The 20,116-nt window shown below is 63.5% G+C and carries 17 protein-coding genes; 6 read left to right on the top strand and 11 right to left on the bottom strand.

What is annotated here, in order from left to right; all coding sequences use genetic code 11:
• Positions 1 to 61: 61 nt before the first annotated feature.
• Positions 62 to 2,107, bottom strand: coding sequence for a sensor histidine kinase (locus JSS27_19300; GenBank protein MBS0211097.1), 2,046 nt, complete (start codon positions 2,105 to 2,107; stop codon positions 62 to 64).
• Positions 2,108 to 2,262: 155 nt separating this feature from the next.
• Here JSS27_19300 and JSS27_19305 point away from each other — a divergent pair, with 155 nt between their 5' ends.
• The gene (locus JSS27_19305; GenBank protein ID MBS0211098.1) at positions 2,263 to 2,535 is read left to right on the top strand and encodes a hypothetical protein; all 273 of its coding nucleotides are present in this window, start codon (positions 2,263 to 2,265) and stop codon (positions 2,533 to 2,535) included.
• A 69-nt stretch (positions 2,536 to 2,604) separates the two neighbouring features.
• On the opposite strand, the gene queG is transcribed toward JSS27_19305, so the two are convergent.
• A complete protein-coding gene (gene queG, locus JSS27_19310; GenBank protein MBS0211099.1) occupies positions 2,605 to 3,723 on the bottom strand; it encodes a tRNA epoxyqueuosine(34) reductase QueG in 1,119 nt (372 codons plus the stop codon).
• A 124-nt stretch (positions 3,724 to 3,847) separates the two neighbouring features.
• On the opposite strand from queG, the gene JSS27_19315 reads away from it, so the two are divergent.
• The 3 genes from JSS27_19315 to JSS27_19325 all read left to right on the top strand — a co-directional run bounded on the left by JSS27_19315 (position 3,848) and on the right by JSS27_19325 (position 7,077).
• Complete coding sequence (locus tag JSS27_19315) at positions 3,848 to 4,249, top strand: hypothetical protein (protein MBS0211100.1); 402 nt, start codon at positions 3,848 to 3,850, stop codon at positions 4,247 to 4,249.
• 113 nt (positions 4,250 to 4,362) lie between these two features.
• Entirely contained in the window at positions 4,363 to 5,109 is a 747-nt protein-coding gene (locus JSS27_19320) for a hypothetical protein (protein ID MBS0211101.1), read from the top strand.
• A 12-nt stretch (positions 5,110 to 5,121) separates the two neighbouring features.
• Positions 5,122 to 7,077, top strand: coding sequence for a preprotein translocase subunit SecA (locus JSS27_19325; GenBank protein MBS0211102.1), 1,956 nt, complete (start codon positions 5,122 to 5,124; stop codon positions 7,075 to 7,077).
• Positions 7,078 to 7,265: 188 nt separating this feature from the next.
• On the opposite strand, the gene JSS27_19330 is transcribed toward JSS27_19325, so the two are convergent.
• On the bottom strand, positions 7,266 to 8,660 hold the full coding sequence (locus JSS27_19330) for an aspartate aminotransferase family protein (protein ID MBS0211103.1): 1,395 nt from the start codon (positions 8,658 to 8,660) through the stop codon (positions 7,266 to 7,268).
• 152 nt (positions 8,661 to 8,812) lie between these two features.
• Positions 8,813 to 10,063: a Gfo/Idh/MocA family oxidoreductase gene (locus tag JSS27_19335; GenBank protein ID MBS0211104.1), complete on the bottom strand. Its 1,251-nt coding sequence runs from the start codon at positions 10,061 to 10,063 to the stop codon at positions 8,813 to 8,815.
• A 174-nt stretch (positions 10,064 to 10,237) separates the two neighbouring features.
• Between JSS27_19335 and JSS27_19340 the strand changes: the two genes are divergently transcribed.
• Together JSS27_19340 and JSS27_19345 are read left to right on the top strand one after the other, a co-directional pair.
• Positions 10,238 to 10,915 carry a GntR family transcriptional regulator gene (locus JSS27_19340; protein MBS0211105.1) on the top strand — a complete coding sequence of 226 codons (678 nt, stop codon included), beginning with the start codon at positions 10,238 to 10,240 and terminating at the stop codon, positions 10,913 to 10,915.
• A 105-nt stretch (positions 10,916 to 11,020) separates the two neighbouring features.
• Entirely contained in the window at positions 11,021 to 11,194 is a 174-nt protein-coding gene (locus JSS27_19345; GenBank protein MBS0211106.1) for a hypothetical protein, read from the top strand.
• A gap of 61 nt (positions 11,195 to 11,255) precedes the next feature.
• Here the strand turns inward: JSS27_19345 and JSS27_19350 are convergent, their stop codons facing one another.
• From JSS27_19350 to JSS27_19380, 7 genes are all read right to left on the bottom strand, one after another.
• Positions 11,256 to 11,573, bottom strand: a complete 318-nt coding sequence (locus JSS27_19350; protein ID MBS0211107.1) for a transposase — start codon at positions 11,571 to 11,573, stop codon at positions 11,256 to 11,258.
• Positions 11,574 to 11,591: 18 nt separating this feature from the next.
• Positions 11,592 to 12,263, bottom strand: coding sequence for a winged helix-turn-helix domain-containing protein (locus tag JSS27_19355; GenBank protein MBS0211108.1), 672 nt, complete (start codon positions 12,261 to 12,263; stop codon positions 11,592 to 11,594).
• A gap of 163 nt (positions 12,264 to 12,426) precedes the next feature.
• The gene (locus JSS27_19360) at positions 12,427 to 14,106 is read right to left on the bottom strand and encodes an MFS transporter (GenBank protein MBS0211109.1); all 1,680 of its coding nucleotides are present in this window, start codon (positions 14,104 to 14,106) and stop codon (positions 12,427 to 12,429) included.
• Positions 14,107 to 14,196: 90 nt separating this feature from the next.
• Complete coding sequence (locus tag JSS27_19365) at positions 14,197 to 15,747, bottom strand: MFS transporter (protein ID MBS0211110.1); 1,551 nt, start codon at positions 15,745 to 15,747, stop codon at positions 14,197 to 14,199.
• Between the two features lie 324 nt (positions 15,748 to 16,071).
• A complete protein-coding gene (locus tag JSS27_19370) occupies positions 16,072 to 17,514 on the bottom strand; it encodes a DUF1501 domain-containing protein (protein MBS0211111.1) in 1,443 nt (480 codons plus the stop codon).
• 223 nt (positions 17,515 to 17,737) lie between these two features.
• Positions 17,738 to 19,381 carry a DUF1549 domain-containing protein gene (locus tag JSS27_19375; protein MBS0211112.1) on the bottom strand — a complete coding sequence of 548 codons (1,644 nt, stop codon included), beginning with the start codon at positions 19,379 to 19,381 and terminating at the stop codon, positions 17,738 to 17,740.
• Positions 19,382 to 19,689: 308 nt separating this feature from the next.
• Positions 19,690 to 19,890, bottom strand: coding sequence for a hypothetical protein (locus JSS27_19380; protein ID MBS0211113.1), 201 nt, complete (start codon positions 19,888 to 19,890; stop codon positions 19,690 to 19,692).
• Positions 19,891 to 20,116: the final 226 nt, after the last annotated feature.

Consider the following 20,116-nt stretch of genomic DNA (forward strand, 5'->3'; position numbering starts at 1 on the left):
CGGCCCTTCGGGCCACCTTCTCCCGCAAGGGGAGAAGGCTAGCGCGCGCCGCGTGACGGCGTTATGTGTGACCATTTCGCGGAATCATCAGCTTGATCGTCGTGCCCCGTTCCGAAGCGCTCTCCACAAATAGCGTCCCTCCGGCCTTGCGAGCCCGCTCTTGCATCCCCACCAGGCCGAAGTGCCCCGGTTTTGACACATCGGGCCCGAGTGTGTCAAACCCGCGGCCGTCGTCGCGCACGCTGACCGACAACGCCTGCGAAGTGTAGTCCAGTGAAATATCCACGCACCGCGGCGCGGCATGCTTGAGCGCGTTGGTCACCGCTTCTTGCACGATTCGCAGCACATTATGTTGCGTCAGCGGTTCCAGCGTCCACCGCTCGCCGGCCGTAGCCACGCGGAACTCAATGCCTGTCGTTTGCCGCAAATTTTCGACCACTTGCGCCACTTGTTCATCGAGCGTTCGCGACGTTTGATCGGTGTCGCGCAGATCCCACACCAGGTTCCGCACTTCGCCATGGACACGGCCCGCCAGCCGGCGCATCGTTTCCAGCACCGGGGCCTGCGATGCGTCGGCCACGCTGGCGGCCGCGTCGAGTCGTAATGACAGGCCGACCAACTCCTGCTCAAGTGTGTCATGCACCTCGCGGGCAATGCGCTGGCGTTCGTCGCGGACGGCTTCGCGTGCGAGTTGTTCCTGGATGATCGCCATCTGCACTCGCACCTGCTGGCGCAATAAAGCCACCCAGAACAGCGACAACATCATCGCCGCCGCGACAATCGCCAGCAGAATCGCCAACCGCTCGGTCGTCCACCAAGAGGGTTGTGACAACAGCCGCAAGTCGTCCGCCGATCGGGTCCAGACCTCGACTGCGGTGGGCTTGGCGCTGTAGCCGCGCTCGAACGAACCAATCACGCGACAAATGCCCACGACCGACAGTCGGCTACCCAGCGGGAACTCGCTGTGCCGATTGGGACAGTGGACGCGAAATACATGTTGATTCGCTTGTAGGGTGAGCACGTCACCATCGGGCGTATTGTGCTCGACGAGCAACACGCCTTCGACTTGCACCAGATCGGCCTCGTGCTTGCCGGTCATCAGCGTCGTGGCCGTGGCATGGTGCGGCTCGGGCCAGGCTTCGGTTCCCATGCGACGACAAGTCGCGTCAGCCAACACCGCCCGAAAGGTTCCCATCTCGGGAAAGCCGAGCGCTTCGATCCGGTCCCCCACCGAGAACGGCTCGCTTTGCGGAGCGCGAATCGCCAGGGAATCGTTCTCGTCGCGGATGAAGAACGTGTCGCCGCGCCGAGGCATGGTCACCACGCCCGCCACCTTCACGCGCCGGCTGGTTTGCCCAGTCGGATTGAAGGTGAACAGTTGCTTGACTGGGGTGACCGGTTGCGAGAACGGCTCGGCCGCCGCCGGTTCGAGCACCTGCACATCGCGAAAGCTGTTGGCCTTGAGATAGGGCTGGACCAGTTGCCGGCGGTCGTTGATCCCCCCTGCGGCCAGCCCGCGCACGCGCAGCCGGGCATCTTCCAACACTAGCCCCTCGGGGGGCAGTCCTTCAATGCGGACTTCAAGCTGCCGCGCGCCCGCGCCCAGTTGCAGCGTGCTCGTCTCGTCGGCGGCCACGGCCAGCGAGCGGCCCGGCCCTTCGACCTCGACCCAGGTGTAATGAAATCGCCCCGACGCCAAATCGTCGTAGGTTACCGGGATCGGCGGCGGCATCTCGGCCGTGCCCAGCTTCTCGACATGTTGCGGGCGAATGCCAGGAATGTACAGACCGGGAGTTGTTACTCCCGTCACGTCAACGCGATCGCCGGGGTGGTACGTTGACCGTGCGTCTGGGACGCGAAAGTGAGTCCCCGCCCCGTCGGCTTGAAAGAAGACCGTCCCGTCGGCGTCAACGTGGGTGACAATCCCTTGCACTCGCGCCGGCAGTCCCTCGGCGGCCAATTGCGAATCTAACAGGCGGACCTGCCGCGTGGTGGTCAAGGGCGCGGCAGGGGACTCGGGCGTCGCGGCGGCGGGTTCCTGGGCCGCGGCGCTGGCCAGAGCCCACGGAATCGCCCAGGTTAAAGTCACCCATCGCATGAAACGCATGCCCACGCTGGATCGAAGAAACGTGTTCCAACGGTCATTCTAGTTCGTCCGGCCAGACCTGGGCAGCGCCCAGAACGTCGTCGCCGTTTTTTTAGCTGGACGCCGCGCAACTTCGGTTACACTGAAACGGATTCGCACCTCGAAGGAGATTCACTGTGACCGATAGCGCCAACCCCGCCCCAGCCCCTTCGGCCGAAAAGCCTTCGCCCGAGACGCTAAAAGCAGCCTTCAAAGCCTTTAAGAAACGGCTCAAGCTGACCCAATTGGACAACGATTCGCGGATTGGCGTGGGACCGATGAGCGGTGGTCAGCGGTCGACGATCGCCGGCATTATCCCGCCGAACCAGTATCCCAATGCGGTTTGGGAGGCGCTGGTCGAAGAAGGAAAGCTGCGTCACATGGGGCACGGGTCGTACGGCTTGCGCTAGCAAGGGTAGCGGCCGTTGGCGGCAATTTTCCGCTTGTGAATCGCGGCGCGCGAGCCTATGGCCCTGCGGCTAAACGGCGAGCGCCAGCGCGATCTCTTCACTGACTTGAACGTCCGTTTCAATCGCTTGGCGCGCGGCAAGCAACCCTTTTGCGACCGGCGTGCCGATCTGGCCGAGCGCCCAGGCGCACGCTCCGCGAATCAAAGGTTCCTCGTCGGCGAGGCCACGGGCCAGCGCGTCGATTGCGGCCTCGTTTCGTTGATTCCCCAGCACAATTGCCGCGTTGCGCAGGATGCCGCGCCGCCGCGGTCGCCACAGGGGCGTCTGCTTGAACCGCGCACGGAATGCCGCTTCGTCCAAGCAGAACAGCTCGGCCAGGTTCAACGGGTTCATTTCGCTGCGCGGCTGGAACTCAGCGGTCGTCGCCTCGGGCGCACGCCCGTTCCACGGGCAAACGTCCTGGCAGACATCGCAGCCAAAGGCCCATTCGCCCATGCCGGCGCGCAACTCGCGGGGAATCGGCTCGCGCAGCTCGATCGTCAAGTAACTGATGCAGCGCCGGCCGTCGAGCAGATAGGGCTCGACAATCGCCTGGGTCGGGCAGGCGTCGATACAGGCCCGGCACGTGCCGCAATGGTCCGTACCGTGGGGCAAGTCGTAAACCAAATCGCGGTCCAAGATCAACGCCGCTAGAAAGAACCAACTGCCACGCAGTTTGTTGATCAGCAACGTGTGCTTGCCCACCCAGCCCAGGCCGGCCAACTCGGCGAACTCGCGTTCGAGCAACGGCGCCGTGTCGACCACGCCGCGGGCCGAAGCCTCGGGACAAAGCTCCCCGACCCGAGCGACCAACTGATCGAGCCGGCGATGGATCACCTCGTGGTAATCGGCCCCCCAGGCGTAACGCGAGACGCGCCCTTGGCCAGGCCGCGGCGCGACCGGTTCGAGGGTCCGATAGTCGAGCGCGAGCATCACCAGACTGCGCGCTCCGGCCAACACCCCGTCGGGATGCCGGTAGGCCTCGAGCCGCGAGGCGAAGTAATGCATCTGCCCGGCATAGCCGGCGTCGATCCATTCGCGCAGCCGAGTGGCCCCCTCGGGCGTGACGGCCGGACAGACCCCGGCCAGCGAAAACCCCAGCCCTGTGGCTTCGGACTTCAGGGTTTCGGTCAGGGTGGCAGTGTCCATCGGGCGGTTTTTCGAGGCCAATTCGCTCATTCACGCGGGTGCTGGTTGTAACGATTCTGATTCGGATTAGCCTAGAAGGTATGGGCCAGTTGCTCAATTGGCCGCCCAAAACGAGGACGATTCGATGAACCTGCGTACGCTGCTGCTCGGCGCCACCTTGGCGATCATGTTTACCGTGGCTGCGGCCGATTCGGCCCAGGCTCAATGGGGCTATGCCGGCTTTGGCTACGGCACGGCGTACAACGGCGCTTGGGTTAACGAGCGGCTGCCGTTCTATTCACAGTATTCGCCGGTTTACTATGGGCATCCCACGGCGCGGCCCTATGGTTATAGCCCGTTCGCTTATACCGCGTTCACACCGACGCCCCAGGCCACGGCTGCTGTTTCGCCAAGGGTGATCTACAACCCATACGTCGAAACGTCGCCCGCCCCGGAAGCCCCGCGTCCGCAACCGCTGACCATCAAGAACCCGTACGTGGTTGATGCCGCGCCAGCCCCGCGCATCCGTCCGCTCCCCTCGCCGTAACAGGTGTCGGGGCACCGCTGCTAGCACGCATTTTGCCCTGGGACCGGGGCGGCGATTGGGGTACTCTCTGGCCGGACCAATCTGTATCTACCGTCCGGGAAGGGAGTCCTGGCATGCGTTTCGGCTGGCTTGCGCTCGCACTGTTGACCGCCTTGGGCTGTCAGCACACGCAAAAACCGGTGCTCGATCCGTTCCTGGGTCGCTCGACCATTCCGCCGCCGCCGACCGGCGCGGCCACGCCTAGCGGCACGGCGGGCTACTACGGTTCGCCGACCTCAGGCGTTCCGGCCGGAGCGACGGCTGTGAGCGTAACCGCCACGCCGACGACCGCCGCGGCGCAGCCCGCCAACGCATTCACGCCGCCGGGAGGTTATCCACCGTCGACGGCGACACCGGCCAGTTATCCAACCACGGGCACGCCCGCCGCGGCCCAGCCGGTTTATCCCAACACGGGCGCACCCTACCCGACCACCGGCAGCGCGCCGGGCACTCCGCCACCGGCCAGCTATTACAACCGCCAGGCCGCCAACACACGGCCGCCCGCCGCCAGTCGGTGGCGTCAACCAATCAGCGCGCCGCAACCAGTCGGGGCAGCGACCTCGGTCGCGTCATCGGCCCCCGCTTATTCGCCCAGTTCGCCGGCCGCCTCTTCGGCGCCGCCTTACGTACCCGGCGCCGACACGGCCAGTGCGAGCGCACCACCTGGCGCAGGTAGCGCCACGTTCAACCCCGCGACTGCCGCGCCCCCGGGGAGCAGTGCGGTTCCCTACACCGCGACGAGCGGTTCGAGCGCTACGGGCACGGGGGCTGTTCCGATGACGACGCGCCGCGTCGATCCAACCGATCCCACCTTGCGCTAAGCCGGGCGCGCCATGAGCTTGTTCTCGGCCACACGATTGGGCGGCCTGGCCGGCTGGGGCTGGCGCGGCGCATCCTGGAACTTGCGCCGGGCCGAGTCACGTTTGCCACGGATTGCCGCCCGGGAAGCCGAACTAGCCACCGCCGCGGATCACGAGCTACGGCGTAGGAGCCTCGCGCTCGGCTATCGGGCCCGCTGTCGCGAGCCGCTCGATGCGCTGCTCGAAGAAGCGTTCGCCCTGGTACGAGAGAGCGCGCGGCGGACTCGGCAGATGCGGCATTTCGATGTGCAACTGCTGGGCGGCATGGCCATGTGCCAGCGCTCGATCGCCGAGATGCAAACCGGCGAAGGCAAGACGCTGACCGCGACGCTGCCGCTGTATCTCTACGCACTCTCGGGGCAAGGGGCGCTGTTGGCCACGGTGAACGATTACCTGGCGCGGCGCGACGCCGAGTGGATGCGACCGATTTACGAATTGCTCGGCTTGACGGTCGGCGTGATTGAGACCGAGATGGGCCCCCGCGAGCGCCAGGCCGCGTATGCCTGTGACATTACCTACGGCACGGCTAAGGAATTTGGTTTCGACTTTCTGCGCGATCGACTCTTGCTGCGCCATCGCGCGGAGCAAGGTGTGAACCTGCTCGACACGCTGCGCGGCATTTCGCGCCACCGCGGCCATGAGCAACCGGTCCAGCGCGAGCCGCATTTCATGCTGGTCGACGAAGCGGACAGCGTGCTGCTGGACGATGCGGTCACGCCGCTGGTGATCGCCGTGCCGCCGGGCGAGGGGCAGCAGGCGACCATCGCCACGTATCAATGGGCCGCGCAAGCCGCCGAACGATTTGCTGAGGAAACGCATTACGTCTACGACGCGCGTCGACAGCACGTCGAACTGACTCAGGCCGGCCGACGCCTGGCCCGGCAATTGCCACGCCCCGTGGCGGTCGGCAACCAGGGGATGCTCACGCTGTACGAATTCATCGAACGCGCGATTCGCGTGCGGCGTGATTTTATCCGCGACCGGCACTTTGTCGTGCGCGACGGGGCGATTGAAATCGTCGACGAGTTCACCGGCCGCATCGCCGCCGGACGCCAGTGGCGCGACGGCATTCACCAGGCGGTCGAGGCCCAGGCAGGTGTTCGCGTCACCGTGGCGACCGGCCAGGCGGCGCGAATCACGTTGCAGGAGTTCTTTCTCCGCTATCCGCACCTGGCCGGCATGACTGGCACGGCCAGCGGCTCGGAACGGGAAATGCGCCGTGTGTTCCATTTGCACGTGGCTCCAATTCCAACGAATCACCCACCCATTCGCGCCGAGTGGCCGCAAGCGGTGTTTGGCACGTCCGACGTGCGCTGGCAGGCGGTCGTCGCGGAAACGGCCGCGCTGCATGCCCAGGGGCGCCCAGTGCTGATCGGCACGCGCTCGATCGACAAGTCGGAACTGGTGTCCGAGCTGCTACGCGCGGCTGGCATTGCCCATACGGTCCTCAACGCCCGGAACATCGCCAACGAAGCCGAGATCGTGGCGGCCGCCGGCCAGCGCGGCGCGGTGACGGTGGCCACCAACATGGCCGGGCGCGGCACGGACATTCGCCTGGGGCCGGGTGTGGCGGAACTCGGGGGCATTCACGTCATCTGTACCGAGATGCACGATTCGGCCCGCATCGATCGGCAATTGATCGGCCGCTGTGGTCGCCAAGGGGATCCGGGGAGTTTCCGGCAGTTGATGGCGCTGGACGACGAGCTATTGACCACGGGCCTGCCGGCACAGCGGGCCGAGTTGTTGCGCGAAATGGGCGCGATCAGTGGCGGGCTCCGCGACGATCAGGCCGTCTGGTTCAGCCGTGCCCAGCAAGCCATCGAGCGCCGCCGCTATCGGCAGCGCCGCGTGCTGATGTACGTCGACCGCGAGCGCGCCGCGGCCCAACGCGAACTCGGCCTCGATCCTTACCTGGATTCTGCGGCGTAAGAATACAAGCCACGGAGGCACTGAGTCGAATCAGAATTGCGGGAAAACTTAAGTACCAATGACCAATGAAATGCCATGCACGATTGCTGCAAGGCCTTGGACATTGGTACTTGGTCATTGAGACTTTGATCCCTCTTGTCTTCTCCGTGCCGTCCTCTGTGTCTCAGTGCCTCCGTGGCTAGTTTTGCCTAGCGCGCTTGGCGAGCGACTTCGGCGAAGCGTTCGTACAACACTTCCAGGTACTCGCGGGCTTCGGCCAACGGCATGACTAGCGGCGGGCTCACGCGAATCACCTTGTCGGCCAAGGGGCCAAGCAGGTGGATCGCCCGACCTTGCGCGTCGCCCAGGTAGCAGGCGGCCACGCAGGCCCGCGCCACTTCACCGGCGGACATCGAGCCGACGGCCTGGCACTCGATGCCCCACACCATTCCTTCGCCACGCACGTGGGCCACGGCGCCGGTCTGGGTGAGCTTGGTCAGTCCCGCGCGAAGGACGGCAGACAGTTCGCGCGCGCCGGCCAGAACTTCCCCCGAGGCGAACTCGTCGAGCGTCGCCAGGACGGCGGCGCTGGCCAGCGGGTTGGCGCTCCACGTGTCGGAACCTTGGCCATAGTTCAAGGCGTCGAACAGATCAGCCCGGCCAACCGCGGCGCTGACCGGGACGCCGTTGCCCAGCCCCTTGCCCAAGACCACGATGTCCGGCTCGATGCCGTAGTCGGTAAAGGCGAACAGCGAGCCGGTGCGGCCGAAGTTGGATTGCACTTCGTCAAAGATGAAGATGATGTCGTGCTCGCGGCAGAACTGTTGCAGCATCTGGGTGTAGGCGGGCTGAGGATGGTAAGAACCGCCGCCGCCCAGATACGGCTCGGTGATCAGGCAGCAAATCTTATTGCCATGTTCCTTCCACAGCGCGTCGAGTTCGGCGCGATACTTGCGCAAATCAAGCTGCTTCTGCCGAGCTTCGAGATTCTGGCATTCTTCGCGGGGGAAGCTGATGAACTTGACGCGCGGGTCACGCTCGGGATCTTGCTCGGTGCCGGTCACGGCGTTGGCCAGCCCCTTCTTGCCGTGAAAGCCGAACCGCGTGGCCAGGATGATGTCGGCGCCCGGGCGGCGGGCCATGGCGGTCCAGAGCGCCTTCTGAATCGCTTCGCTGCCGCTGGCGGCCCACAACACTTGTTCGCAACGCGCGCCTCCCGGTTCGGCGCGCAAAGTGTCGAGCAACCGCTGACAGGCTTGCATCTCGACCTCGGTACATGCATTATATGCATTTAAGGTCACGGCCGTGGCGAACGGCTCCTTGGCTTGCAGGTTGGCACCCAAATACGTGAGCACGCGCTGCCACCAGCGGGGTGGATTGTGCCCCAGGTTGGCCACCAGCACGCCCGAGGTGAAATCGGCCAGCTTGCGGCCTTCGGGCGTCCAATGATATGAACCCTGGCTGCGCGCGACGACCGCCATGCTGGGCGTGAACGTCCGCAGGCTGCGCGGCTCGCATTCGCTAAGCCGGCGGCGAACTTCGTTGGAGCGTTCTTCGCCCGGGTGTTCGATTGGAGCAGTCACCTGTCGGTCAGCAACGGCCATGGTGGGGTTTCCTTATTTGCGATGAGGGTCAGTTGTCAGTAGTCAGTTGTCCGTTGTCCGTCGTCAATTGCACTGCGTGATCCACTATCATTGCCGATTGCCTTCCCGCAACAGACAACGGATTACTGACAACTGACATTTGAATTGAAGCTTTAGTTTCGATTCACACGGCCCGCGTACAGCAGTTCCGGCTCGCGACTGCCGGGCTTCCACATCACGAGACCGCCGGCCGGATGATCGACTTCGACCACGCAGTTCGGACGACCCGCGGCGTGTTCGGCCAGGATCGCTTCCATGGCCTGCACGGCTGCGACAGTCTGGCGGTCGTGAGCCACATCGTTATAAGCCAAGCCGCGCGCGGCGGCCAAGCGCGTGTCGCGTCCAGCAGCCGACCCGCCAAACTCAACGGTCGCCACCTCATGAACAAAGCGGCCGATCACTTCCACGCCATAGCCGCGCTGTGAGCGTTCGCCCCAAGGCTCTTGGAACGTGCCGTTGTAATGGTTGTTGATCGTATTCTTCCGCTTCAACGGAGTTTGATCTTCGATGGTCAACTCGACGCCGCGCTTGCGGCTGTGGCCGTTCCAGACGCCATTGTCAAAGCGGAACTGCACTTCCTGCTCGACATAGCCGGGGAAATTGTCGGGGGTGACCCAACTGGTGTGAATGTCAAAGGCGGCTTCGCGCCGGTCGGGATATTGATAGATCAGCCGTAGTTGGGTCGAGTCCCAGGTCGGGCCATCGGCCGGGCCCACCAGTCCGCGCTGGCCGGTACACGAGACACTCTTCAGCCGGCCGCCGAAGGTGAAATCGATCAATTTAATGTAATGCACCGCCACATAGGTGCCCGGGTTGCGTCCCTGGATCCACTCGGCGAATTGTCCGCCGGAGATCGACTTGGGCTCCAGCAGCGAGCAATAGCCGTTGTTGACGTGGCGCAGATCGCCATCGGCAACCAGGGTGCGAAGCTTCTTGTGATCGGGATCGAGCAGCTTATGATAGACCACCTTGGCCAGCACACCCTGCTCGACGGCCAGCCGTTCCAACTCGTCGAGTTCGACGAGCGAGAGGACCGACGGCTTTTCAATAAACACATGCTTGCCGGCCAGCAAGGCAGCCTTGGCAGATTCGAAATGTCGATTGTCGGGAGTGGCGACGAAGACCAGATCGACTCCGTGACCGAGCAGTTGCTCGATGGCCCGCGGCTCCTGAAAGCTGCGAAAGGGGGCGATCTTTCCGCCGGCCGCCTGGCGGTAGGCGTCGGCCCGCTTGCCGGTGCGGCTGGCCACGGCGGCCAGTTCCACGCCACAGACGCCATAGGCCGGGTCGTACATCGCCCGCTGGTGCAATTGTTCGAGCAGGGGGCGGTAGGTTTCGTCAAAAATCATCCCCATGCCCACCATGCCGACGCGGAGATTATGCTGGGGAATCGCAGGAGTGTTGGAGGCCGCCATAGTGAATTCACTTTCCAAGGTAGGATTCGGTTATTGGCCGGCAGATGTTAAGTTATTTCGCGTGTTTATGCGAATTGTCATCGCAGATGCGTGCTAAGTGAATTCACTTTAGGGATTTACAGAATGACTGTCAATAGGCAGCGTAAAACTCGCCGCACCGCCACGCCAGCTTCGGCGGTCGATGCTGTCTACGAGGCTCTGTTGCTGCAAATTGTCCGTGGCGAGCTGACCGGCGGAACCACACTGAAAAGCACGCAATTGGCCCGCGATTTGAACGTCAGCCGGACCCCGGTGGTCCAGGCGCTGCAGCGACTGGCCGCCGACGGTATCGTCACCCAGCGGCTCAATTACCGGGCCGTGGTGCGGCCGGGGGCCGAGAAGTGGCTGGTCGAAATCCATCAGATGCGTGAATTGCTCGAACCCCACGCGGCCGCCCTTGCCGCCGGTAATGTTCCGGCCGAGGCCCTGGTTGAGCTTGAGCGACTGGCCCAGGCGGCCCGGCCGCGGCGCCGCGGCGATTGGAAGAAAGTGGCCCAGGAATTCGACTTTGCCTTGCACCTGGCCATCGCCCAGCACTGTGGCAACTACGCGCTGGGGGAGGCGATTCGCAAGTGCTGGAGCTTCAAGCGGCTGTCGTACCTGGCGGCGCCCGAACGTCCGGAAACGCTCGAGCAATCGTACGGCGAGCACTTGGCCATTGTGCAGGCGCTGCGCTCGGGGGACGCGGCCACGGCCCGCGCCGCCGTACAGTTCCACCTGCGCTCCGCCGCCTCGATGCGACCGACGCAGACGATTGTTTAGCTATTGCGAATGCCTGTCCCCTACCAGCCTGTTGAAATAATCCGCCGTGGCGCTATCATCGCAGGGTGGTTCGAAAGGGGCTGGTGAGTCCAGGGAGGTGAAGCGATGGGCAAGCGCAAGCAGCGGCAGGAGGCGTTATTCATTTTGGCGGCGGAACTGCCGAAATCGGCCGGTCACCCGTTTTATCAAAAGCTGAATCAGTTGCTGGCCGAAGCCGAGTTCGATCGCTGGATCAAGCAGCGTTATCGGCAGTATGATACGCATTCTCATTTGAAGTAGCGCGATTCCCGTAGAGGGCGGCACGGACGGTTTTCATGAGGCCGCCGTTGAGGACTGCTGTTTACCGAGCGTCGATGGCGGCCTGTTTCAAGGCTTCGTCGTCGGCATAGGCTTGGTTCGCCCAGAAGTGGCTCTTGAGATCGTGCCACAAGTTCTCGATGAGATTGAGTTCGGGGCTGTAGGGCGGCAGGCGAATCAAGCTGATGTTGGCGGGCGTCCGCAGCTTCGCGCTGGTGTGAAATCCCGCGACGTCCCAGATCATCACGGCCTGTTCGTCCAGTGCCAGCGTCGCCGAGAGCTGCTCCAAGAACAGGTTCACGACCTTGGTATTCAACTGCGGGCTGAGGAGCCCTTCGACCTGGCCCGTTTCCGGACACACGACGCCGAGCACCCACAACTATTGATCCTCGGTCTGCCGCACGGCCGTCGGCCGCGAGCCGCGTCGCGGCCACAGATTAGTCGTCGTGCCTTGTTGCCCGAGGCGTGATTCGTCCTGAAAGTAGGCGCGCAGTCGCCTCCCGGGATGGGCCTCGCGAAGGGTCTGCAAGCGTGCTGGTAGCGAACTCTTAAACTCTTCCCGCGCCTGCGGAGTCGCCCGGCGATGACGTGGTCGTGGCCGCAAGTATGAGTCACCTAAGCGGCGCAGCAAATGGTAGACGCCGGGCAGCGACCGCAGCACGCCGAACTCGCTCGCCCGAATCGGCTGAAAATCAACGCCTCGCAAGGAGCAGATTTGATCCTCGGGCTGCGAACCGGCTTCGATCCGTTGTCGAACGAGCACCTCTTGTTCTGGCGTGAGCGGCGATTGCGGTGCGTGACCTCGGCGGTCGTCTAAGCCTGTCAGCCCCAACTCGTTATAGCGGGCGAGCCCACGCTGGCAGATGCGTCGCGAGAGGCCGACCGACATCGCCACGGCCGGCGCTGTGAAGCCGTTAATCGCCAGGATAATGATTCGCAAACGCTTAGAACGAGCCGCATCTTTCTCCGCGCGCTCCAAACGCTCAAGCTTCCCCACCAGCAAATGAGACCGCACGTCCATCGCAACTTCCCAGAAATGGAATGTTGCCATCGCATGATGGGTGGCATGGGAAAGCGCAATAGGAAGCGCGCTACTTCAGACGAGAATGCGTGTGAGCCCTACTGAATTGCAATCGCCAAGCAATCAATCGGTATGACGATGTACGAGTGACAAGAGATTGGCAGATTCATTTGGTTGGCATTCGAACGGGATTTTATTCCGGCAGCGGCTTGCCGCGGGTCTCGGGAGCGAACCAGATAATGACCATGCCGACGAGGTACACCAGGCAGATTACCGAGCAGGCCAGCGGGTGGCCGTGTGGAATGGTCCAGCCGCCTACGATCACATCCTTATCGAACAGCTTCAGCAGGTTGCCGACCTGCAATACGCCGATCGCCGCCAAAATGCGGCCAAAGTTGAAGCTGAACCCTTGGCCGGTGGCCCGCACGTTGGTGCGGAACAGTTCCGGCAAATAGAGGGGCAGCCAGCCATAGAACGACGCCGTACACGCGCCGGCCACAAAGGTCCAGAATAAAAATGGCGTGCCATAGCCATCGGTGCCCAGGAACAAGTACCAGGCCGAGGCGAGCGAGGCGACGCACAACAGGAAGTATGACAGCCGCCGTCCCAGCCAGTCGCCAGCCAGCGCCGCTAGAATCGTGCCGATAATCGCGCCGACCGACAACCAGACCAGCGTGTGTTCCTTGGCCTTGGGGCGTTCGAGTTTCGCTGCTTCGTCGGCTTTGCCGGCGGCGACGAGTTCCGCCTTGTCGGCTTGCCATTTGGCTTCGGTGGTTTTGTCGACCCACGACGGAGCCTGTTGCGTCGAGCCCCAGGTGCCCAGCAGCGCGACACCGCTCAGGCAGGCCCCGAGCATCATCCGGCCCAGGGTCAAACGCCGCGTGCTTTCGCGCTCGGGGTGCATCGCTTCTTGTCGGCGGAAGTATTGCACCACCGGATAGGTGTAGCCGACCACAGCAATCGCCAGCCCGACCAGCGTGGCGACGATCCGCAGCGCCATGCCATGCTCGATGCCCCGGGTGCTATCAAAGGCCCAGATATAGACGATCAGTACCGGTCCCAGAATGCCGACGAGCACGGTGATCAGGTCTTGCGTGGCCCAATTGTTGGTCGTCCCCTTTTCGTTTTCGTGTTCCCACTTCTCGGACTCGGGAACGAACATCCGAATCAGGAACGTCAACAGCGCCGGCACGGTGCCCATGAGCATCATGACGCGCCAGCCGCTGTTGGCGACGAGCATTGTCACCCAATCTTCAGGCAAATGAATCGCTTTCAGGCCGTTCTCCAGACTGGCGATCACGTTCAGCAAACCCATGCCAATAAAGCCGACGGCCATATAGCCGACGTTGGCTGCCGCCCCGATCAGTCCGGCCATGAAGGCGCGTGACTTGTTGGGCCAAATCTCCATCACCAGCGCCACGCCCAGCGACCATTCCCCCCCCATGCCGAGCGCCGCGATAAACCGCAGCACGCCGACTTGCCAGGCTTGTCCGGCCAGGCCGCACGCGCCGGTGAACAAGGCATAGACCAGCACGCTGATCGTCATAGCTCGCACGCGCCCGATCCGGTCGCCGAGCCAGCCGAACAGCACGCCCCCGGTGGCCGCGCCGACCAGAAAGCCCGCCATGATCACGTTGAACCAGAGGCCGACTTCTCCTTCGGTCGAGCCAGGCATCAGATCCTTGACCGCCGGACGCCCGACTAGCGAAAAGACCCCCATCTCGGCGCCGTCGAACATCCAGCCCAACAGGGCCGCCGCCAGCGCCAGCCACTTTCCCTTTTCGTTGTGGCCTGGGCCACCTGGGTCGCCGTGCTGGGCCGCATCGTGCTTCGAGGCGGCCGCGGTGGTTTCGCGTTCCAGGGTATTGGCCATGATTCAAGTTCCCTTCCGGGCCGAGGTGCGGTGAGCGAGCGAGGCGAGGCGAGGCGAACCGATTTAACAGCGGCGACGTTTTCCAGCAATCTAGTTTTCAAGCAATGCTTCCGGCTTTGGTTCAGGCAAGAAGAAGCTGGCGATGAAGTTGATCAGGTACAGGGCGAATGCCACGCCAGCGGCCGTGTAAGCCACCTTGGTCGGCGTCGAATCGCCGGGTACATAGGTTGCCAAGTACTGCGTGACGCCAAAGAACATCGTGCCAATCAAGCGGCCACCGATGTTCGCGGCAAAGCTTTCGCCGGTGCCGCGCAGGTGAACCGGATAGACCAGCGGCAAGTAGTTGCCCCAGAAACTGAATTGCGCCACGGTAAAGAAACCTGCGACAAAGATGCCAATCTCCAGCGGGCGCAAACCGGCCGTTCCGCACCAGGCGAAGATCAGCGGCATGGCCACCAGGCCAGGGACCAGAAAGATGCGCAGCAGCGTCCGTCGGCTGACGATCATCATGGCCAGCACCGCCAGGGCAATGCGGCCGAGCATCCCGCCGAATTCCTGCACCTTGGTCACGTGCGAGGCGTTGGCTTGCTCGATCGGGCCGGCGATCTTGCGGGTTTCGATGCCCAATCGCTTTTGAATGTCTTCCTTCGACTTGCCGGCCGCTTCCATCTCGGCCGTGATCGCCGCCTTCGCCTTGTCCGAGAGTTCTTTGCTCAGCTTGTCGGCGACGGCTTGCTTTACCTCGGGCAAACCTGGGGCAATCTGCGGGATTTGCTGGATGGCGCCGAATGCCGCGCCGAAGCTGCACGCGAACATCAACGTGGTAATCAGCGTCGTGCGACGCAGCGCCGGCGAGAACAACTCACCAATGCTCGGACGCTTGAGCGTGCCGGCTTCCTTCTTGGCCTGCCAGGCCGGCGACTCAGGCAAGAACGGTCGAATGATCAACAGTGGCAACGCCGGAATCACGCCCGACATCAGCGTGTAACGCCACGGGGCGTGATGATTGGCAATTTCGCCGCCGAAGAAGTTCAGCCAACTCGGCAAATCGATCGACGGCAACTGCCAGCCCGGCAGCGAGAGCCCAAACATCAGTTCCGCCGGCGCGCCCGTCGACCAGGCCACGGCAATCCCGTTGGCCAGCGCCACCAGCAAGCCGCCGATGGACGAAAAGGCTTGCGTATAACCGAGCACCGATTCGCGCTGGTGCGGGTTGGGGAACAATTCGGCCAGCCAGGCCACCGCGGCGACAAACTCGACACACACGCCGATGAACACCAGGCAGCGGAAGAACAGCAACATCTCGATCGTCGTCGAGTACCCGGCCGCAAATGCCGAGAAGGCGTACAACAGAATGCTGAACGTCAGCACGCGCCGACGTCCTAGCCGGTCGGTCAGATAACCGCCGAGCAAGCCGAACAGTCCGCCCGCCACCGCGGGAAAATAGAACAGTTTGGCAGTCCACGCGACAAACTCGGGGCTGCCTGGAGTGGCCCCCACCAATTCGGCCAGCGCCGGGCGCACGATCAATGGCAACATCAGCAGTTCATAAATGTCGAAGGCAAAGCCAATGGCGGCGATGATGCAAATCAGCCACTGCGTGGCCGTAAGGCGCGATGCGCCCGCGGGGGACGTTGTCATAGCGATGAGTTCTGCCGAGGTGCAAAGGTGGGAGCGCCGGCCGACCGCGGCAAACCGCAACCATCGGCCACGCCGTACGCCCGCGGCTGGCCCATTCGGATCGTGGAAGTCAGCCGCGGTGAAGCCCCAATGCTAACTTGCCGCGCACCCCGCCACAAGCGACGGGCGAGGCGGCCGGGGGCCAACCACGACGACACAATGGCACGACGAAAATGCGGGCTGGGAAAGATTTGCCGGCGCGTCCACAAGAAACCTTTAGCCCCCGGTCAATGACCGGGGGCATTGGGCGGACCCATCAAATGGCGTCGCTCAGCGAATCACGCCCTAAGCAAACAGCCCCATCACCGGCTTGCCGTGTCCGTCTTCGGTGGCAAAGAACGGCCGCTGTTCGATGTCGAACCCGGCGGCCGGCGAGATGCCCATCGCCGTGTAAATGGTGGCGTGCAGGTCGGTGATCGTCACCGGATCTTTCGTCACGACCAGCGGTCGCTCGTCGGCCGTCGCGCCATAGACCTGCCCGCGCTTGATCCCGCCGCCGAACATCAGCACCGAGCCCGAGTCGGTGAAGTGCCGGTGCAGCCCATAGTGTTTCATTTCGCCCAGCTTGTCGACTTTGAACTTGGCCTGGTCGCGGGCGTTGCTGCCGGGCACCCCCTCGATCATCATGTCGCGGCTGAACTCGCTGGCCACGATGACCAACGTGCGGTCCAGGAGGCCGCGCTCTTCCAGGTCGAGAATCAACTGGGCGATCGGTCGGTCGATTTCCTTTTTCATGCGGACCAGTGTATCGTGCCCGCTCTCGTGCGTGTCCCAGCTTAGAAACGGCACGTACTCGGTGGTGACTTCGATGAACCGCGCGCCGGCCTCGGCCAATCGCCGCGCCAGCAAACACCCCTGGCCGAACCGGCCCGTGTTGTAAGCATCGAACACTTCCTTCGGTTCTTTGGTGATGTCGAAGGCATCGCGCTCGGGCGAGTTCAACAGCCGGTGCGCGCTCTCGACCGCTCGCAGCATTGACTGCTGGTGGTAATCGCTGGCCAGGTCCGCAGCCGGGCTGTGCTTCAACAGCTTCTGGTACTGACGTTCGCGCTCGGCGAACCGCTCGGCGGTCATCCCCTTGGGGGGGCGCACGGCGGCTGCGGCGTCCAACGGATAGGGCAGATTGAATGGCCCATACTCGCCGCCGAAAAACCCAGCCGTGGTGAACGCCTTCAACTCCTCGGACTCGCCGATGCCTTCCAGGCGTTGCCCAATGTTGATGAATGCCGGAATCGCCGGGTTCTTGGGGCCACGCAGTCGCGCGATCCACGAACCGATGTGCGGCGCGGCCACGGTCTGGGGCGGGACATAGCCAGTGTGCCAATGGTACTGGTGCCGCGAATGCAGAATCGTCCCCAGGTCGGCGACTTGGTGCGAGCGAATCAGCGTGCCGCGATCGAGCACCAGGGCCGTGTTTTCCAGCCCCTCGGAGACCTTGACGCCGTCCAGAATCGTGTTGATCGACGGAAACGTGCAGAGGACGTTTTCGACCGGCATGCCGACTTCGAATGGGGTGTAACGCTTGGGGTCGAAGGTCTCGGGCGCGGCCATGCCGCCGGCCATCCAAAGGACAATGCAGGTGTCGGCCTTTGGCGTGGGATGCTCCGCGGCCGCGACGGTGCGCAGCAGATGGGGTTCGTCCATTGCCAAGGTCGCCAACGTCCCGGCCCCAACGGTGCGCAGAAAGTCGCGACGCGACAGGCGTTGGATCAGTTGATCGATGTTCATTGTTACGGACGATTGTTTGGGTCGGCGTTTCGTTGCCTTACACCTCTCCCTTTAAGGGAGAGGTCGCGGAGCGAAGCGCAGCGGGTGAGGGTAAACGCATTGCAGGCCTAGCCGTGCTGCGGTCAGCAAGTTCTTTCTGATCGTAGTGACTATCGACCGTGAACGTCCTTACCCTCCCTGGAAGGGAGGGGTGTTTATCTTTCGTAGTGCGATAAAAGGCCGGCTAACGGATCAATTGAAACTCGGGCAACATCACCACGGTCCAGAGCAAATCGGCCACATCGGCGTCGGTCGGCTCCTGGCCCAGGAGTTCGAGCGCCACGGCTCGCTCGTCGGCAGTCGGCGCGCGGGCCAGCGCCCGCCGCCAGACCGAATCGACCAGCGCCGGCAGCTCGGCGTGTTGCCTGCGCAGCGGGGCCACTCCCTTGAGCAACGTGCCGTGCAGGATTTCGCCGTTCGACAGGTCGAGCGCTTGCAACGTGGTGAGTTGCTGCCCGCGAGTCGTCACGACTTGCTCGCGATTTGGCCGGCCCAACGAGCGCATCAGCAGATCGCTGCGCACCAATGACGAGCGAATGAACTGCCGCTCGGCCCGGGCGGCGTCGGGAAGTTTCACCGCCGCGTTGGCTTTCTTGGGCGCCGCGTCGGTCAGCACCCAAATCGCGTCGACAAACTGCTCGGCCGTCATCCGTTTGACCGCCGGCCCGTGAAAGACAAACTCGCTGTCGGGCTCGCTGGGCAGGATTTGTGCCTGGGCCTGGTAGATGCGCGAATTGGTGATGTGACGCACCAACTGCTCGAGATCGTATTTCTGGTCGACCAGATACGTGGCCAGGTAATCCAACAGGTCTTGATTCCACGCCGGGTTCGCCATCACGTCGACCGGTTCGACCAGCCCGCGCCCCATTAGCCGCTGCCAAACGCGGTTGACGATCGTGCGAGCAAAGCGGCCGTTCTCGGCGTGGGTGACCAGCGCGGCCAATTGCTTCAAGCGTTCATCGCGCGCCGCCTCGGGATCGACCGTTCCCAACTCGGGCCACAGGAACCGCATCTGGGCCGTGTGCCCGGTGGCCTTGTCGCAGCGAAAGACTTCCAACGGCTCGCGTGAGACAATGGCCGCTAGGGCGTAGGCGTCGTCGAGCTTCCAATGATCGATGAAGCTGTCGTGGCACGACGCGCACTTCATGTTGATGCCGAAGAACACCTGGGAGACGTTCTGCGAGAACTGAATCTCGGGAGTCTGGCTGGCGTTCTGCTTGCCGCGCCATTTGATGCCAAACACGAACGCTTCGCTGTCGGCGGTGGGGCTGATCAGCTCGCGCACGAACTGATCGAAGGGCATGTTGTTGACCAGCGCGCTGTAGAGCCAAGGGGTCAACTGCTTGCGGCCGCCGTCGGTATAGCCGACGCCGACGTAATCGTTGCGCAACAGATCGTTCCAAAAGCTCAGCCAGTGATCGGCCACGGCCCGGCGGTCGCGCAGCAGTTCGTCAATCGCGCGGGCTCGTTTGTCCGCGGGCGAGTCAGCGGCAAAAGCCTGGGCCTCGTCCGCCGCCGGCAGCAGGCCGATCAGGTCCAAGTGTACGCGCCGCACAAAGGTCGCGTCATCGGCCGGCGCGGGCCAGTCGAGCTTGTGCGCGGCGAAATAGACTTCGAGGAGCCGATCGATCGGATGTTCGCCCACCTTGCCCACTGGCGGAATGTCCGGCCGACGAGGACGCAGCGGCGGATCGCCGTCGGCGCGCTTCTCGGCCGCGTGACCCACCGGCTTCGCTGGCTCGGCCGCCACTATCGCGCCGGGCAAAAGCGACATCGCCAGCCAGGCGCAAACCAGCGGGACCGAAACTCGTCGGCGGCGTGGGGGCATCAGCGTGCGTTACCGGGGCGGGACCGCTTGGCCCGAAGACCAAGGGTGGAAAGGGAGCCTAAGCTACTACCCTCGGTTGTAATCGCGCGGCACGTAGCCGTCGAGTATTTTGCCCGCCATGCGGGACACCGCGAGCAGGAAATCGACTGTTTGGAGCGATTCTTGCGAGGGCGTGCGTCAGGGTGGCACGCCCGTCCTTCGGGCGTGGGGAAGAGGTACTTTATCCCCCACAATCCTTTTGACAATTCCCCACGCCCTACGCTGCGCTTGGGACGTGCCACCCGCTTAGCCACAATTCGAAATCGGCATTAAGCCGCTTGGCGACGCGGGGCCGAGTGTGCGCCCAGCGGGATAACCGTCGTCGCGTGCGGGCGCGACAGTTGCCGGCGACGAGCCGCCTCTTGGGCCGCTGCTCGAGAGACCAAGCCGCGCAGGGCGCTGGTCAACGCGACACTCATCAGCGCGACGCCGAGAATCAGAATCCCGGTCGGGTCTTGCAGAATTGACATCTGAAAGCCGTCCCTTGCTTGCCTGTCGATGCCATCAGTCGGGCGACATCGAGATTCATCGGCCGCCGGCTTGAGCGAACTTTTGAGCCCGTCGGCCCGCAGCGCACAGCTTACCAAACGAGTAGCGTCGCCGGGTTTGCCGCAATCATTTCGGGTATATTCAAGGCTGCGAACGCTGGTCGCCATCGATCGTCGACCGGTCATCTAAATCCTAGTTAATCCACCG

It is taken from the genome of Planctomycetota bacterium, from assembly GCA_018242585.1.
Lineage (GTDB): Bacteria > Planctomycetota > Planctomycetia > Pirellulales > PNKZ01 > JAFEBQ01.

Coding starts and splice junctions, on each gene's coding strand:
- JSS27_19335 (MBS0211104.1), bottom strand. CDS start 10,063: ATGGTGGGCATGGGGATGATTTTTGACGAAACCTACCGCCCCCTGCTC.
- JSS27_19325 (MBS0211102.1), top strand. CDS start 5,122: ATGAGCTTGTTCTCGGCCACACGATTGGGCGGCCTGGCCGGCTGGGGC.
- JSS27_19300 (MBS0211097.1), bottom strand. CDS start 2,107: ATGCGTTTCATGCGATGGGTGACTTTAACCTGGGCGATTCCGTGGGCT.
- JSS27_19355 (MBS0211108.1), bottom strand. CDS start 12,263: ATGGCAACATTCCATTTCTGGGAAGTTGCGATGGACGTGCGGTCTCAT.
- queG (MBS0211099.1), bottom strand. CDS start 3,723: ATGGACACTGCCACCCTGACCGAAACCCTGAAGTCCGAAGCCACAGGG.
- JSS27_19375 (MBS0211112.1), bottom strand. CDS start 19,381: ATGCCCCCACGCCGCCGACGAGTTTCGGTCCCGCTGGTTTGCGCCTGG.
- JSS27_19315 (MBS0211100.1), top strand. CDS start 3,848: ATGAACCTGCGTACGCTGCTGCTCGGCGCCACCTTGGCGATCATGTTT.
- JSS27_19360 (MBS0211109.1), bottom strand. CDS start 14,106: ATGGCCAATACCCTGGAACGCGAAACCACCGCGGCCGCCTCGAAGCAC.
- JSS27_19365 (MBS0211110.1), bottom strand. CDS start 15,747: ATGACAACGTCCCCCGCGGGCGCATCGCGCCTTACGGCCACGCAGTGG.
- JSS27_19370 (MBS0211111.1), bottom strand. CDS start 17,514: ATGAACATCGATCAACTGATCCAACGCCTGTCGCGTCGCGACTTTCTG.
- JSS27_19320 (MBS0211101.1), top strand. CDS start 4,363: ATGCGTTTCGGCTGGCTTGCGCTCGCACTGTTGACCGCCTTGGGCTGT.
- JSS27_19345 (MBS0211106.1), top strand. CDS start 11,021: ATGGGCAAGCGCAAGCAGCGGCAGGAGGCGTTATTCATTTTGGCGGCG.
- JSS27_19330 (MBS0211103.1), bottom strand. CDS start 8,660: ATGGCCGTTGCTGACCGACAGGTGACTGCTCCAATCGAACACCCGGGC.
- JSS27_19340 (MBS0211105.1), top strand. CDS start 10,238: ATGACTGTCAATAGGCAGCGTAAAACTCGCCGCACCGCCACGCCAGCT.
- JSS27_19380 (MBS0211113.1), bottom strand. CDS start 19,890: ATGTCAATTCTGCAAGACCCGACCGGGATTCTGATTCTCGGCGTCGCG.